This window comes from Actinoplanes sp. CA-131856, from assembly GCF_050956135.1.
Taxonomy (GTDB): Bacteria; Actinomycetota; Actinomycetes; order Mycobacteriales; family Micromonosporaceae; genus Actinoplanes.
In genome coordinates this window covers 5,792,745-5,807,354 of sequence record NZ_CP191849.1, presented here as the reverse complement: position 1 = coordinate 5,807,354, position 14,610 = coordinate 5,792,745, and the positions used below count along the sequence as shown (strand labels likewise).

Below are 14,610 nucleotides of genomic sequence, written 5' to 3'. Positions count from 1 at the left end.
AAACGAGACTAAGAGCTCCCTAAGAGTCCGACTCCAGCACGGCCAGCAGTCGCTTGACCGCCGGCAAGGCCTCCCGCACGGCGTCACGGTCGGCCTCGTCCAGGCGCTCCAGCGCCGCGCCGAGCACCGCGTCCTGCGTCTCACCCCAGGAGGCCAGGTGTTTCTCACCCTGGGCGGTCAGGTTCAGCCGGGCCACACGGCGATCTTCCTCATCCCGTACGCGGGTGATCAGCCCCGCCGTCACGAGCTCACCGATGATCGTCGAGACCGTGTTGGGAACGAGCTGCAGAAGCTCGGCCGCCGCCCGCGTGCCGATGCCGGGATTGGCCTCGACGGTGCGCAGCACCTCGACCTGGGCCATGGAGAGCCGGTCGACCGAGGCGACCCGCCGGACGGCCCGGCGCAGCACCCGGCCCAGCGCGCCCAGGACGGTCATCTGGCGGGCGAGCTGGAGAGAGTCGTCTTGTGCCATCATCACCACCATACGGGCTCGTGCAAATTGCATCCGGTTGACCCATTTGCAAGAGGTCTGGACTGATCTTCATGTGCCTGGCACACTGCGCCCTGTGACTAGATCACTGATTGTGCTGGGTTGCGAGCTTCCCCTGAGCTCGGGCGTGAAGTGCAATGTGGTGACGCATCGCCGATGCGCCGACTGCGGGCGGCGCATCTGCCGCTCCCACTCCGCCTTGATGGCCGACCAGCTCACCCTGGCCGCCCAGTGCAAGGAGTGCGAGGCCCGCCCCAAGGTCCCGCGCAATCGAGGCTGGTTCCGCCGGCGATAGCGGTGCCGGTCCTCACCTTCGCCAGGCGAAATCCCGCCGCGGGTGGACCGGGAAGAGCCGCCGCGAGGGGTGGGAGAACCTCGGAGGGCTGAGGGCCGGCAGCCGTACGGTGAAGGCCGCGCCCAGCCCGGGACGGCCCTCGGCCGTGATGGTGCCGCCGTGGCTGGTCACCACCTCCTTGAGCAGGGCCAGCCCCAGGCCGAAACGACGGTCGCCGGCGCCGCGGTGGAAGCGGTCGAAGATGCGGTCGGCGTCGGCCGGGTCGAAGCCGTCGCCGGTGTCGGCCACCACCACCTCGGCCTGATCGCGGTCGGTCCGCACGCTGACCGTGATGTGGCCGCCGGGCGGCGTGTGCTTCAGGGAGTTGGCCAGCAGCTCGCAGACCACCCGCCGCAGCGCCGACTCGACGCCGGCCACCAGCACCGGGCCGCCGGGCGTGGAGCAGGTCAGCGTCACCTCGCGTTCGGCCGCGCGCTCCGACTCGCCCGACACGGCCGCCGTGGCCAGGGCGGTCAGGTCGACCGCCTCGGCCGCCGGGCGGTGCCGCGGGTCGGCCGCGAGCTGTGCCGACAGCAGCAGTTCGTCGACGATCTCGCCCAGCTGGCGGGTGGTGCCGATCAGCCGTTCCAGGTCGCGCCGCTCGGGCCGCCCCGTGCGGCGGGCCAGCAGCTGGGCCCGGGTGTGCACCTGGGCGATCGGCGTGCGCAGCTCGTGGCTGGCGTCGGCGACGAAGCGCCGCTGCCGCGACAGCGCCTCGGCCAGCGGGGCCACCGAGCGCTGGGCCACGACGGCGCCGGTGGCCATGGCGGCGAGGAGGCCGACCAGGGCGGCCACCGCGAACGCCCACAGCAGGTGCCGCCGGTCGGCGAGCTGATAGCGGGCGTCGAAGACGACCTGCACGACGCCGCGGGCGCCGGACTCGGTCCGTACGTGATAGGTCGTGCCGTTGCGGACGACCGTGGTGATCTCCCGATCACCGCCGGCCGCGACCCGGTCGAGGGCGGCCCGCAGCGGGAAGCCGGTGGGCGGGGCGACCGGCCCGGCGCTGACGACGCCGCCGGACAAGGTGATGATCCAGTTGCAGCCGACCGGCCCGGAGACCGTGCCGTGCTCGGCGCCCCAGGCCAGCTCGCGCTGGATCTGGCGCTCCTGGTTGTGCACCAGGGTCCCGTACGCGATGCCGCCGACCAGGGCCAGCAGCACGCCGACGGAAAGCCCCACGAACAGGCCCATCCGCAGCCGGGCCCGGCGGACGAGTTCGCGTTCGGAGCCGGTCACAGCGACCCCAGCCGATAGCCGAGCCCGTGGACGGTGCGGACAACGGCCCGCCCGAGCTTGCGCCGCAGGTAATAGACGTAGGTGTCCACGATGGACGCGGCGGCGGCCTCGTCGAAGACCCGGCTGCGCAACTGCGACCGGGAGTGCACGTTGTGCGGGCGGGCGGCCAGGACCCGCAGCAGCTCGAACTCGCGGGCGGACAGCGCCACCCGCCCGCCGTCGGGCAGCACGACATCACGCAGGGCGAGGTCGAGCAGCCCGCCCCCGCCGATGCGCAGCACGTCGGCGGGCTCGGGCGTGCGCCGGCAGAGCGCGCGCAGGCGGGCGCTGAGCTCGTCGAGGTCGAACGGCTTGGCCAGGTAGTCGTCGGCTCCCGCGTCCAGGCCGGCGATGCGGTCGCCGACCGTGCCGAGCGCGGTCAGCATCAGCGCCCGGGCCGGCACCGCCCGGGCCCGCAGCCGGGCGAGCAGGTCGAGCCCGTCGAGCGCGGGCAACAGGCGGTCGATGACCATCACGTCGTACGGCCGGGTGAGCCCCAGATGCAGCCCACGCTGCCCGTCCGGGGCCCGGTCGACCTCGTAGCCGTCGCCGGTCAGCACGTCGGAGAGCATCTCGCTCAGTTCCGCGTCGTCCTCGACGAGTAGAAGCCGGTGTGATCGTCCACCTCGCACCGATTGACGATGACATATCCGATCGGTCGCTGACTAGTAAAAAGTTGCATTATCAACTTTTCACGCCGCGAACTCCGGGGCCGGCCGGAGCTCGGTGGCCGGGGTGCGGCGGCGGTCGCGCCAGTCGAGGAAGCGCAGCATCGGGGTGGTCATCAGGGTGGTCACCAGGGCGACCAGGACCAGGACGGTGAACAGGGACGAGTTGACGATGCCGGCCTCGAGGCCGACGTTCAGGGCGATCAGCTGCATCAGGCCGCGGGCGTTCATCAGGGAGCCCACGCGCAGGGCGACGCCGTTCGGCTCGCCGCGCAGGCGCGCGGCGGCCCAGCAGGCGCCGAACTTGCCGGCGATGGCCACGGTCACGCAGGCCAGGGCGAACAGCAGCACGGCGGGGTCGCTCAGGAGGGCGAACTCGGTGCGCAGGCCGGAGAAGGTGAAGAAGAGCGGCACGAGCACGGTGGTGGCGACCGGGGTGAGGGTGCCGACGACCTTCTCGGTGTGCTCGCTGCGGGGCATGACCACGCCGACCGCGAAGGCGCCGAACACCGCGTAGAGGCCGATCTCGTCGGTGTACCAGGCGACCAGGAACAGCAGCACCACCGTGCCGAGCAGGCGGGTGTGGTCGTCGAGGCGGCCCGAGGTCATCAGCAGCCGGGTCGCCGGGCGGCCCCCGAACCACAGCACGACCCCGAAGACCACGGCGCCGCCGGCGGTGACGAGCGCGGTGCCGGCGTCGCCGGAGGAGACGGACAGGACCACCGCGAGCGCGATCCAGGCGACCATGTCGTCGATCGCCCCGCTGGCCATGGCGAGCGAGCCGTGCCGGGTGCCGAAGTGACCGCCCTCGGTGATGATGCGGGCCAGCATCGGGAAGGCGGTGATGGCCAGGGCCACGCCGACGAACGCGGCCGAGACCGCGAGCGAGGTGCCCTCGGCCCGGATGTCCACACTGGAGGCGGTCACCAGCACCAGCGCCGCGCCGAGCAGGAACGGCATGACGACCCCGGCCAGCGAGACGGCGCCCGCGGTGCCGGCCAGACGGGGCACCCGGTGACTGGTGAAGGCGTATCCGGCCTGGAACATGAACAGCACCAGGCCGATCTGGCCCACCACGTAGAGCACGGGGATGAGCGGGGCCGGGAACAGCGCGCTCTGCAACTCCGGCCACAGCAGGCCGAGCAGGGACGGGCCGAGCAGCACACCGGCCAGCATCTCGCTGACCACGGGCGGCTGGCCGCCCTTGCCCAGCAGCCAGGAGACCAGGCGGCAGAAGAGCAGGATGACGGCGACGGCGATGAAGAACCGTGGGGCCAACTCGGTGGGGGTCACTGCCTTACCTCCTCGAAATAGGTGGCGCACAGCTTCTGGCGGCGGGCGTCGAGCACCATCCAGGTGCCGAACACGAGCTGGAGGACCGAGCGGCCGGCGTCCTGCCAGCGGTCGAGCACCCGCATCGCCCACAGGCGGAACCGTCCCGGCCCTTCGGCGCCGGCCGGGGTCAGATAGGCCGGGCCGCGACTCGGCAGCGATCGGGTGTGCGCGGCGCTCGACGCGACCGCGAACTGGCGGAGCACCTCGCGGGTGGCGGCCCGCAGCATCACCGGCGCCACACCGCGGGCCGGGCAGGCCCGGTTGTGCGTGATGCCGTACGGGATGAAATGGGCCTCCCGGCGGGGCAGCGTGAGCCAGCGATCGGGGTCGAACACGTCGTCGGCGGCCGGGCCGGTGCGCTGGAAGGCGAGGTAGTTGAACAGCAGCACCGAGCCGGCCGGAAGGGTGACCGCCGGGTCGACGACGATCGGGGCCGAGGTGACGCGGTGGGCGATGCCGAACAGCGGGTGCACGCGCAGGGTCTCGTCGATGAGCCGGTCGAGCGCCGCGTCATCGTCCACCTGGGAGGCGATCGGAGGGTAGGCGGCGGCACAGAGCAGGATGTGCGCCATCGCCTCCGACATCTGCACGACCGCCGTGTTGAAGAAGGCGCCCTGGAGATACCAGGCGGTCTCCTGGGCGGTGTACGGCAGCACGACCGGGCAGGTGCCGGCCTCGACCCGGTCCACCAGATAGCGGGTGAGGCGCTCACGCCGGGCCATGTGCCGCGGGCGGGTGCCCTTGAGCGCGCTGACCACGTCGTCGGCGTTGGCCACGATGAGGTCGCGGGCCGCGGGCGGGCAGGGCTCGCCGAAGACCAGCTCGTAGTGCACCTCGGCCCAGATCGGCATCATCAGGTCACGCAGCCGCACGAGGCTGACCCGGTCGCGGGGCAGGCCGGCCAGGATCCGCCGGCAGGCGGCGGTGACGCGCGCGTCGGCGTCCGCGTGCGGGACGGCGAGCACGCGCCGGGTCGTCCGCGCCACCGTCTTGTAGCGCTCGCCGGGCTCGATGTGCTCCTGGTGCATGTGCGGTCCCGGCGCGAGCCAGTACCAGAACAGGTCGGACAGCCCGGCGCCCTTGCTGCGCCCGTCGGCCGCCGGATCGGAGTAGACCCGCTCGAAATGCTCGGCGCCGACCAGCGGGCCCGGGACCGGGATCCCCTCGGCGCCGTTGACCTTTGTGAAGATCCATTCGCGGAGGCGGACGACCGCGTTCATGCCACGAGATCCGGGGTCAGGTCGGCCGGTCGCTTCGCTCCGGCCAGGGCCATGACGTGGTCCAGGTCCGTGCGCAGGGTTTCCAGGACCCGCCGTACGCCTTCAGCGCCGCCCCCGGCGAGTCCCCACAACACCGGCCGGCCGACCAGGACCGCGTCGGCGCCCAGCGCCAACGCGACCAGCACGTCGATGCCGCGCCGGATCCCGCCGTCGACGAGCACCGGGATCCGGCCGTCCACCGCCTCGGCCACGGCCGGGAGCGCGTCGAGGGTAGCCACCGCGCCGTCGAGCTGCCGGCCACCGTGGTTGGAGACGATGAGGCCGTCCACGCCGCGCGCCACGGCCTCGCGGGCGTCGGCCGGATGCAGGACTCCCTTGAGCAGGACCGGGAGCCGGGTGCTCGCGCGCAGCCGGTCGATGTGGTCCCAGCCCAGCGTGGGATCCATGGCGATGTCCCGGATCCGGCCGGACGCGTCCCGCATGTTCTCGCACGCGAATCCGGGCGGCAGATCGGTGAATCCGTTGCGCAGGTCGCGTTCCCGGCGCCCGAAGACGGGGGAGTCCACAGTGACCACCAGCGCCCGGCAGCCGGCGTTCTCGGCGCGGGCGATGACGTGCCGCTGGAACTCCTTGTCCGGCTGGGGATAGAGCTGGAACCACAGCGCGGCCCCGCTGGCTGCGATCTCCTCGACCGGCTGGGTGGCGGCCATGCTGACGACCATCACCGTGCCCGATCGCCGTGCGGCGGCGGCGGTTCCGGCCTCGCCCGACGGGTGGGCCAGCCGGTGGAACGCGGTCGGCGCGATGAGCACCGGCATGCTCATCGCGGTGCCGAGCAGCGTGGTGCGCAGGTCGCGCTCGCCGGCGCCGCGCAAGACCCGGGGGACGAGACGGCGTTTGCCGTACGCCTCCTCGTTGGCCCGCAGCGTCCTCTCCTCGCCCGCTCCGCCGGCGAAGAAATCCCACCGGGCCTTCGCTTCCTCCCGCATGTCAGGCCCGCAGGCTGCGCTCGACGAAACCGGCCAGCGGAGCGACGTGGACGTCGGGACGGTCCCAGCGGTTCTCCAGGTTCTCGGCCAGATGGTGCTCGCCGGTGAGCTCGCCGTCGCGGTAGAAGCGCACGACCGGGTGCAGATAGGCGGCGTCGTGGGCCTGGCCCGGGGTGTCCTGGGCGATCCGGCTCACCGAGATGTCGAACGGGTCGACCTTGTCGTGGTCGGGACCGTACTCGAGAGTGACGACGAAGGCCGGGCCGGTGCCGACGCCGCCGTCCTTGAAGTAGCCGACGGGCACCTCCTCGCGGTAGGTCGCCGATGCGCCCTCGACGGTGACGATGTCGGCCAGGAAGCCGAACTGCTGCCACAGCGCGGAGGAGCGGTTGACCCGGGCGATGACGGCGTCCGTGATGGCGCCGGCCTCGGCGGGCAGTTCCCTCGCCGGCCAGGGCGTGTCCTCGTACCGCTGCCTCAGAATTTGATAGAGGGACCGCACCGAGTAGCGGAAGCCGTGGATGAAGCCGCTCGTCGACTTCTTGAAATCGCGTTGCTGCGACAGGGTTCCGGCGAAGTAGAGGCCGGGCACGTTGACCGACTCCCAGGCCGAGGTCTGCTCGGGGAAACGGTCGTCGATGACGAGATCCGGGCGGGCGGCGCCGGTGAAGGGCGACGCGTCGAACGCGAAGCCGGTGCAGGCGAGCACCCGGTCGTACCGCAGCCGTTTGACGACCTCGTCGGCCCGGGAGAAGGCGAACGTCACCTCGAACTCGTCGCCGTCGCGCTCGATCCGCCGGATGTGGCCGTCGAGGATCGCGTTGGCCGACTTCAGCTGGTAGGTGTCGAGGAAGTTGTTGTTGACGGCCCGCAGATGCCCGACGTAGTGGGTGCGCCAGGCCAGTTTGACCCCGCTCGGGCCGGCCACGTGGATGAGGGTGGTCGTCTCGATGAGGTTGTCGGCGGTCTCGAAGGCGGAATTGCCCTTTCCGATGATGAGCACCCGCTGGTCGAGGAAGTTCTGAGGATCGACCGGCATGGTGTCGTACGTCTCGGCCAGCTCGAAGCCGGGGATGTCCGGCCGGTGGACGCGGCTGACACCGGTGGCGACGATGACGCGCTTGGCGACGTACGTCTCGGTCCCGGTCTTGACCTGGAAGTCGCCGTTGACCTTGTCGACGCTCCGGACCCGGGTGTTGTAGCGGACGTCGACGCCGGTCTTGGCGGCGTAGTCGGCCAGGTACTGGACCATGAGGTCGGCGGTGGGGAAGTACCGGTCGGTGTAGCTGGTGAAGCGCGGGGTGTCCGGGTCGCCGAGGATCGAGTTCCAGTCCAGGCGCAGGTTGAGCTCGGGGTCGTCGCTGCCCGTGCGCGGCTTGTTGATGGAGATGAGGGTCCGGTGCCGGGGATAGGTGCGGAAGAAGGTTCCCGCGCCCTCCCCGGCCTCCAGGACGAGGTAGTCGTGACCGTCGCGTTCCAGGTGGGCGGCCAGCTGCAGGCCGGCGGGGCCGGCGCCGATGATCAGGTAGTCGAGTGTCACGCTCAGGGACGCTAGAAAGCGGAAATCAGAGAAATTTCAGTTTCTTCGATGATCTCGGCGGATTTCCGCACGTCGGCCTCGAGCGGACGGTCCGGATCGACGGGTGGGATGTGGGCCTCGAGACGCTCCAGGAGGGCGCGGGTCCGCGGGGCGGTGGGGCGGCGGGCGCCGCAGTGGGCGGCCTGGCGCAGGCCGAGCGCGAGGGAGCCGCAGAGCAGCCGGAGCAGGGCGGCCTGGTCGAGCGCGCGCAGGGCGGCCTGAGTGCCGAAGGGGACCACGTCCTGGTTGTGCAGGTTGGTGGGCAGGCTCTGCATGCTGGCCGGGACGGCGTCGCGGCGGATCTCGGCGATCAGGGCGGTCGAGGCGAGCTGGACGCCCTGAAGGCCGTGCTGCTGACCGGGCCCGGCGGCGAGCATGGGTGGCAGGCCGCCGTTGCGGTGCGGATCGACGAGTAGATCGAGCTGGCGCTCGAGGAGGTTGCCGACCTGGGCCAGCACGATGGACAGCAGGTCGGCGGCGAACGCGGCGGGCTGCCCGAAGAAGTTCCCACCGTGCACGACGGCGTCGTCGTCGGGAAAGAGCAGCGGGTTGTCGGAGACGCCACCGAGATCGGCCTCCACGGTCCGGTCCACGTGCGCCAGGGCGTCCTCGGCCGCTCCCAGCAGCTGAGGCACACAGCGGATGCTGTACGGCTCCTGCAGCGGCCGGCCCGTGACCGCTCCCGCACTGCCCTTCCCGAAATGTCGCATCTGTTTGGCCACTTTGACGGCGCCGGGATGGTTGAAGCGGGCGATCAGTCGTGGATCGAGGAACTGCGGGTCGCAACCGAGCAGGTCGGCCAGCAGGCAGGTCAGCATCTGGGCGCTGCGGTGCGAGCGGCGGACGCTGTCCTGCGCCAAGGCGAGCGCGGCGGTCGTCAGGGAGGTGCCGTTGACCAAGGCCAGGGCGTCGCGCCCGTCGAGGGCGAGCGGGGTCAGGCCGGCCTTGCTGAGAGCGGTTGCGGCCGGCAGGCGTACACCGTCGACGTAGGCGTGCCCGCGCCCGCGCAGGGCCTGGGCGGCGGCGCCGAGCGGGATCAGGTCGCCGCTGGCGCCGACCGAGCCGAACCGGGGGACGGCCGGCGTGAACGTGGTGCCGAGCATGGCGGCCAGGGCCTCCACGACGTGCGGGGAGGCGCCGGAGGCGCCCTGAGCCAGCGACCACGCGCGGACGAGGAGGGTGGCCCGGACGACGGCGAGGTCGAGGTCGGGGCCCTGGCCCGCGCCGAGGTGAGCGAGGGTGTTGTCGGCCTGGTCCCGCTCGTCCGCGCGGCCGGCGTAGTTGACCAGGGCGCCGAAACCGGTCGTGGCGCCGTACACCGGACGGTCCTCGCCCTTGACCTTGTCGAAGTAGCGCCGTGACTTTTCGAGCCCGGCCCTGATCCGGTCGCCGGTGGTCACCGTGATCGGGTCTCGCGCGGCGAGCAGGTCGGCGACGCGCAGCGGCCGGCCGAGGTCTACCTTTTCCATGAAAGCGGACGCTAGAGGCGGATTCTCAGAAGCCTCTGAAATCGCCTCGATACAGTGCGCCGCATGACGCACGACTACCTGATCATCGGGGCCGGACCGGCCGGGCTTCAGCTCGCCGCGCTGATGCAGCGCGACGGTCTCGACTATGTGGTCCTGGAGGCGGGGGAGAGCGCGGGGACGTTCTTCCGCACCTATCCGCGGCACCGGCAGCTCATCTCGATCAACAAGATCTGGACCGGATCGGACGATCCCGAGTTCAATCTGCGGGCCGACTGGAACTCGCTGCTGACCGATGATCCGGCGTTGCTGTTCCGCAATTACAGCGCGAAGTACTTCCCGGCCGCGGACGACATGGTCCGCTATCTGGGTGACTTCGCGGCCGGGCTCAACGTGGTCTACAACGCGCGCGTCACGTCGGTCTCCCGGCCCGCCGATTTCGTGGTCGAGGCCGGAGACCGCACCTTCGCCGCCCGCCGGGTCATCGTGGCCACCGGAGTGTCACGTCTCTACGAACCGCCGATCGAGGGGGCGTCGCTCGCGGAGCGATACGACACGGTCAGTGTCGAGCCGGCGGATTTCACCAATCAGCGGGTCCTCATCATCGGCAAGGGGAACTCGGCCTTCGAGACCGCTGACGCGCTGGTCGAGACCGCGGCGGTCATCCACGTGGCCGGTCCGCACTCGGTGCGGCTGGCCTGGCAGACGCATTACGTGGGGCATCTGCGGGCGGTCAACAACAACTTCCTCGACACCTATCAGCTGAAGTCGCAGAACGCGGTGCTGGACGGCACGGTGGAGCGGATCGTCAAGCGGGACGACGGCGGCTATCGGGTGGACTTCCGCTATGCGCGCACGGTCGAGGCCATTCGGGTGCTGGAGTACGACCGGATCATCCTGTGCACGGGATTCGCCTTCGACGCCACGCCGTTCGCCGGGGACGCCGCGCCCGAGTTGGTGATCAACGACCGTTTCCCGGCGCAGACGGCCGCGTTCGAATCGGTCAATGTGCCGGGCCTCTATTTCGCGGGCACGCTCTCGCAGCAGCGGGACTTCAAGAAATCGACGAACGGCTTCATTCATGGTTTCCGGTACGGGGTCCGCGCGCTCCACCGCATTCTGTCGGCCCGCTACGAGTCGCGCCCGTGGCCGTCGTATTCGCCGGGTGACGTCGCGGCGGCGATCATCGCACGGATCAATCGGACGTCGGCGCTGTGGCAGCAGTTCGCGGTGATGGCCGACGTGGTCACTTTCGAGGGCGAATATCACGAGGAGGTGCCGGTCGCGTACTTCAAGGACGGTGGTCTCGGCGTCACCTCGGGTTTCGTGGTCACCCTCGAATACGGTCCCGGGCACGACGAGGTGGACCCGTTCGACATCAGCGTGCCGCGGATCGCCGAGAACGACGCGGCGGCGGCGAAGGACGCCACCTATCTGCATCCGGTCGTGCGCGCCTACCGGGACGGCGAGGTCGTGGCGACCCACCACCTGGCCGAGAACCTGGAGAACGACTGGAACCTTCCGGGCGTACATGTGCAGCCGCTCGAGGTCTTTGTGAAGGGCGTTCTGGCCGATGTGGCCTGAGCCCGTTCTCGCCCTCTTGGAGGCGGCGGGTCCGCGGACGGTCTTCGAGGACGGGCCGGACGAGGTCTCGGGCGCCGAGCTGTCGGAACTGGTCCGCCGGGCGGCCGCGGGCATGCGTGCGGCCGGGATCGGCCCCGGCGACGGCGTGGTGCTGACGCTGGGCGTCGACGCGCCGTCGTTCGCGACGATCATGGCGGCTTTCGCGGTGGGCGCGCGGGTTTCCGGCGTACGCCCGGACCAGCTGGACCACGTCGTAGCCGCCGGCGGAGGCACGGTGATCGACGCCGCGCGGGTGGCCGAGCTGATGCGGGCGCCGGACGAGCCGCTGGAGGCCGCGGGCCGGCCGGGGGACATCGCCCGGATCCTGTTCACGAGCGGCAGCACGGGCGTTCCGAAGGGCTGTTGCCAGACGTACGAGGCGATGACCGCCGCCTGGGCCGCCCACCCGGACCGGTGGCCGCCGGCAGTCAGGTCGCTGGCCGCCCGGATGGACAGGTTCCTGGTCTTCGGGTCGCTGACGAGCCAGGTCATGCTCGAGTACGGGGTGCTGGCGCTCGCCGCGGGCGGGACGCTGGTGGTCGCGGATCGCCCGTCGTTCCCGGAGGCGCTCATCAGTCATCGGGCGACCGCGAGCGTCATCACGGTGGGGAAGTTGCATCAGCTGGTGCGTTCCCGGCCGGGCCCGATTCCGTCGTTGCGGGCGTTGATGGTGTCGGGTTCCCCGCTCGATCCGGGCCGCTTGGCGGAGGCGATGGATGTCCTGGGCCCGGTGGTCTTCCACGGCTACGGCCAGACCGAGACCGGCATGATCGCCATGCTGACCCCCGCCGAGATGCCGTCGGCTGCGGCCTCGGTCGGCCGTCCGCCGGTCGAGGTGCAGGTTCGCGACGGCGAGTTGTACGTCCGTACGCCCGCTCAGGCGTCCTCGTACTGGAACGATCCGGGCGAGACGTCCGAGGTCTTCGTGGACGGCTGGGTCCGCACCCGCGACCTGGGCCACTTCGACGCCGAAGGCTACCTCCACCTGACCGGCCGGGCCCGCGACGTGATCATCGTCCACGCCGAGCTGATCCACGCTGGTGCCGTGGAGCGCGTGCTGGCCGCCGACCCGTCGGTGGCCGAGGCGTACGTGATAGGCCGTCCCGACGCGGACTCGGGCGAGGCGGTCCACGCGTTCGTGGTCCCGGCAGCCGGCCGGGCCCTGGACGTGGGAAAGCTGGCCGTGTCGGTGGCCGGCCGCCTGGGAGAGAAGGCCACGCCGGCCACGGTGACCATCATCGACCGGGTCCCGGTGACCGCCGGCGGCAAGCCCGACAAGGCGGCCCTGGCCGTCCACCTGCCCCTCGGCTCGCCCCGCTGAGCGTAGGCTGCGGCCCATGATCCAAGGGCAGCGTCTGGTGGCCGGCGACCTGGTAGCGCTGGTGTCCCCGTCGGGAGCGATCGACCCGGCCCGGACGGAGGCCGCGGTCAGCACGCTGGAGAAGTGGGGCCTGCGGGTCCGGGTGGGCGCCAACGCTCACGGCCGCCACGGAAACCTGGCCGGCACGGACGAGCAGCGCTTGGCCGACCTGAACGCCGCGTTGCGCGACCCGTCGGTGCGAGCAGTCCTCTGCCTGCGCGGCGGCTACGGAATGCAGCGGATAGTCGACGGCGTCGACTTCGGCGCCGTCCGAGCAGACCCGAAATTGATCGCCGGCTTCTCCGACATCACCGCCCTCCACGCGGCCCTGTGGCACGAGACCGCCTTGGCCACCATTCACGGCCCGACCGCGGGCCAACTCGACAGGGGCCCCGACACCCTTTCCGCCCAGTCCTTGCGTCACGCCTTGATGACCACCACCCCGGTCGAGGTGGAGGCCGACAGCGCCGAGGACACTTTCCCCGTCCGCGTACCCGGCACCGCCGAGGGCCCGCTGCTGGGCGGCAACTTGGCCATGCTGACCTCCACGATCGGCACCCCACACGCCCTGGACACCACAGGCGCGATCCTCCTGCTGGAGGACGTCAACGAAGAGCCCTACCGGGTGGACCGCATGCTGGTCCACCTGCGCCGCGCCGGTTGGCTGGCCAACGTGGCAGGCATAGCCATAGGCCAGTTCACCGACTGCACAGACCCCGACCCAAGCCCACCGGTGATCGACTACCTGTCTGCCGAGCTGGCCCGGTTGGGCGTCCCGGTCCTGGGCGGCCTCCCTATAGGCCACGGCCCCGAGCAGATCGCCGTAGGCCTGGGAGCCCACGCCCACCTGAACGCGACAGCCGGCCGCCTGACCGTAGCCGCCCCCGCCATTTGACCGACGGCACGCCGCCCCCGCCATCTGGCCGGCGGCACGCCGCTCCCGTGTCCTCTTCCGGACCGGCGAGCGATGCACATCACTTGCTGACGTGTCAGCAAAGTTCTAGGTTTGCTGACGTGTCAGGAAGAATGACGGCCGCGGAGCGGCGTGTGTGGCAGAACTTCATCGTTCTGGGCGAGGTCGTGCGGCGCGAGGTGGGCCGGGACCTGTGGGCGGACGCCCAGCTCTCGGAGGCCGATTTCACGGTGCTCGCCCAGCTGGCGTCGGCGCCGGACGGGACCATGCGCTCCACCGGCTGCGCCCGGGCCCTCGGCTGGGACACGGGCCGCTTCTCCCATCAGCTGCGGCGCATGGAGGAGCGCGGCCTGGTGCGCCGCGGCCGTGGCGAGGCCGGCGACGGCCGCGCCGCCGTGGTCGCCCTGACCGACGAGGGCCGCACCGCGTACCGCAAGGCACTCGGCCCTCACCTGCGCTCGGCCCGGAGCTGGTTCACCGAGGCCCTCGACCCCGAGCAGCTCGACCATCTCGACACCACCTTGCAGACCCTGCTCGACCACGTGCAGAAGAAAGCTGAGCACACCAAATGAGCACAACCCTCGAGTCGCCCACCTGGGCAACACCGGACACCGACCTCACCGGCAAGACCGTGCTGGTCATCGGCGGCGCCGGCGGCGTCGGCGAAGGCGTCACCCGAGCCCTGCTGGACAGGGGCGCCACCGTCGTCGCCACGTCACGGCGGCAGAGCACGCTCGACGACTTCGCCGCTCGCGCCGGCGACCCCCGGCTGCGCGGCGAGACCCTGGACCTGCTCGACCCGGCGCTCGCCGAGCGCGCGGCCGAGCTGAAGACCGCGTACGGACCGTTCGCCGGCGTGGTCCTGAGCGTGGCCGACTGGGGCCGGCAGGGCCGCAAGCCGTTGCTGGCGCTCACCGACGCCGAGTGGGACGAGCTGATCGTCCAGAACCAGACCACCATCTTCCGCGCCTACCGGGCCTTCCTCCCGGTGCTCGCACCCGGCGGGATGATCGCGCAGCTCAACGGTCTCAGCGCCGACCTGCCCTTTCCCGGCGCCGGCGGCGTGGCCCTGACCGCGGCCGCCACCAAGTCGATGACCAGGACCATCGCGGCCGAGCTCGGTGGGCGTGGCCCGCGGGTCTACGAGGTGATCCTCGGCGTGATCCGCACCCGTGCCCGGCAGTTGGCCGGCGTCGACGACGAGCGCTGGATCCCGGCCACCCACGTCGGCACGCACATCGCCGAACTCGTCGCCGGCACCAGCCCGCTCGCCGGCGAGGACCTGCACTACTTCGTGGACCTCACCGAAGGCCCGCGCCCAGCCTGAACCGCCGTTCGGCGGATCCGTTCGAGGA

General features: G+C 71.3%; 14 protein-coding genes. 6 read left to right on the top strand and 8 right to left on the bottom strand.

The genetic code is table 11. The features are described from left to right. Window positions 1-19 precede the first annotated feature (19 nt). The gene (locus tag ACQP2X_RS26915; RefSeq protein ID WP_498686512.1) at window positions 20-472 is read right to left on the bottom strand and encodes a MarR family winged helix-turn-helix transcriptional regulator; all 453 of its coding nucleotides are present in this window, start codon (window positions 470-472) and stop codon (window positions 20-22) included. Between the two features lie 94 nt (window positions 473-566). Between ACQP2X_RS26915 and ACQP2X_RS26910 the strand changes: the two genes are divergently transcribed. Beyond that, on the top strand, window positions 567-785 hold the full coding sequence (locus tag ACQP2X_RS26910; protein ID WP_498686510.1) for a hypothetical protein: 219 nt from the start codon (window positions 567-569) through the stop codon (window positions 783-785). 12 nt (window positions 786-797) lie between these two features. Here the strand turns inward: ACQP2X_RS26910 and ACQP2X_RS26905 are convergent, their stop codons facing one another. Genes ACQP2X_RS26905 through ACQP2X_RS26875 form a run of 7 tightly spaced genes read right to left on the bottom strand, consistent with a single transcriptional unit; the run spans window position 798 to window position 9,362 of the window. Beyond that, window positions 798-2,063, bottom strand: coding sequence for a sensor histidine kinase (locus ACQP2X_RS26905; protein ID WP_498686508.1), 1,266 nt, complete (start codon window positions 2,061-2,063; stop codon window positions 798-800). After that, entirely contained in the window at window positions 2,060-2,734 is a 675-nt protein-coding gene (locus ACQP2X_RS26900) for a response regulator transcription factor (RefSeq protein WP_498686507.1), read from the bottom strand. Before ACQP2X_RS26900 ends, ACQP2X_RS26905 begins: the two co-directional genes overlap by 4 nt. 60 nt (window positions 2,735-2,794) lie before the next feature. Then, entirely contained in the window at window positions 2,795-4,063 is a 1,269-nt protein-coding gene (locus tag ACQP2X_RS26895; RefSeq protein WP_498686505.1) for a cation:proton antiporter, read from the bottom strand. Next, the gene (locus ACQP2X_RS26890) at window positions 4,060-5,325 is read right to left on the bottom strand and encodes a cytochrome P450 (protein ID WP_498686504.1); all 1,266 of its coding nucleotides are present in this window, start codon (window positions 5,323-5,325) and stop codon (window positions 4,060-4,062) included. The genes ACQP2X_RS26895 and ACQP2X_RS26890 overlap by 4 nt, the downstream gene beginning before the upstream one ends. Further along, on the bottom strand, window positions 5,322-6,314 hold the full coding sequence (locus ACQP2X_RS26885) for an alpha-hydroxy acid oxidase (protein WP_498686502.1): 993 nt from the start codon (window positions 6,312-6,314) through the stop codon (window positions 5,322-5,324). Before ACQP2X_RS26885 ends, ACQP2X_RS26890 begins: the two co-directional genes overlap by 4 nt. Window position 6,315: 1 nt before the next feature. Beyond that, window positions 6,316-7,854, bottom strand: a complete 1,539-nt coding sequence (locus tag ACQP2X_RS26880; RefSeq protein WP_498686500.1) for an NAD(P)-binding domain-containing protein — start codon at window positions 7,852-7,854, stop codon at window positions 6,316-6,318. An 11-nt stretch (window positions 7,855-7,865) separates the two neighbouring features. Further along, the gene (locus ACQP2X_RS26875) at window positions 7,866-9,362 is read right to left on the bottom strand and encodes an aromatic amino acid ammonia-lyase (protein WP_498686498.1); all 1,497 of its coding nucleotides are present in this window, start codon (window positions 9,360-9,362) and stop codon (window positions 7,866-7,868) included. 63 nt (window positions 9,363-9,425) lie between these two features. Here ACQP2X_RS26875 and ACQP2X_RS26870 point away from each other — a divergent pair, with 63 nt between their 5' ends. The 5 genes from ACQP2X_RS26870 to ACQP2X_RS26850 all read left to right on the top strand — a co-directional run bounded on the left by ACQP2X_RS26870 (window position 9,426) and on the right by ACQP2X_RS26850 (window position 14,582). After that, window positions 9,426-10,943 carry an NAD(P)-binding domain-containing protein gene (locus tag ACQP2X_RS26870; RefSeq protein ID WP_498686496.1) on the top strand — a complete coding sequence of 506 codons (1,518 nt, stop codon included), beginning with the start codon at window positions 9,426-9,428 and terminating at the stop codon, window positions 10,941-10,943. Further along, window positions 10,933-12,303, top strand: coding sequence for a class I adenylate-forming enzyme family protein (locus ACQP2X_RS26865; RefSeq protein ID WP_498686494.1), 1,371 nt, complete (start codon window positions 10,933-10,935; stop codon window positions 12,301-12,303). The genes ACQP2X_RS26870 and ACQP2X_RS26865 overlap by 11 nt, the downstream gene beginning before the upstream one ends. A 16-nt stretch (window positions 12,304-12,319) precedes the next feature. Beyond that, window positions 12,320-13,237 carry a S66 peptidase family protein gene (locus ACQP2X_RS26860; RefSeq protein WP_498686492.1) on the top strand — a complete coding sequence of 306 codons (918 nt, stop codon included), beginning with the start codon at window positions 12,320-12,322 and terminating at the stop codon, window positions 13,235-13,237. Window positions 13,238-13,356: 119 nt separating this feature from the next. Then, on the top strand, window positions 13,357-13,827 hold the full coding sequence (locus ACQP2X_RS26855) for a MarR family winged helix-turn-helix transcriptional regulator (protein ID WP_498686490.1): 471 nt from the start codon (window positions 13,357-13,359) through the stop codon (window positions 13,825-13,827). Further along, complete coding sequence (locus ACQP2X_RS26850; RefSeq protein ID WP_498686488.1) at window positions 13,824-14,582, top strand: SDR family oxidoreductase; 759 nt, start codon at window positions 13,824-13,826, stop codon at window positions 14,580-14,582. The genes ACQP2X_RS26855 and ACQP2X_RS26850 overlap by 4 nt, the downstream gene beginning before the upstream one ends. The last annotated feature ends 28 nt before the right edge of the window (window positions 14,583-14,610 follow it).

Excerpts from the sequence above, each read along its gene's own strand:
- ACQP2X_RS26915 (WP_498686512.1), bottom strand. The coding sequence starts at position 472 with ATGGCACAAGACGACTCTCTCCAGCTCGCCCGCCAGATGACCGTCCTG.
- ACQP2X_RS26890 (WP_498686504.1), bottom strand. The coding sequence starts at position 5,325 with ATGAACGCGGTCGTCCGCCTCCGCGAATGGATCTTCACAAAGGTCAAC.
- ACQP2X_RS26885 (WP_498686502.1), bottom strand. The coding sequence starts at position 6,314 with ATGCGGGAGGAAGCGAAGGCCCGGTGGGATTTCTTCGCCGGCGGAGCG.
- ACQP2X_RS26875 (WP_498686498.1), bottom strand. The coding sequence starts at position 9,362 with ATGGAAAAGGTAGACCTCGGCCGGCCGCTGCGCGTCGCCGACCTGCTC.
- ACQP2X_RS26870 (WP_498686496.1), top strand. The coding sequence starts at position 9,426 with ATGACGCACGACTACCTGATCATCGGGGCCGGACCGGCCGGGCTTCAG.
- ACQP2X_RS26865 (WP_498686494.1), top strand. The coding sequence starts at position 10,933 with ATGTGGCCTGAGCCCGTTCTCGCCCTCTTGGAGGCGGCGGGTCCGCGG.
- ACQP2X_RS26860 (WP_498686492.1), top strand. The coding sequence starts at position 12,320 with ATGATCCAAGGGCAGCGTCTGGTGGCCGGCGACCTGGTAGCGCTGGTG.
- ACQP2X_RS26850 (WP_498686488.1), top strand. The coding sequence starts at position 13,824 with ATGAGCACAACCCTCGAGTCGCCCACCTGGGCAACACCGGACACCGAC.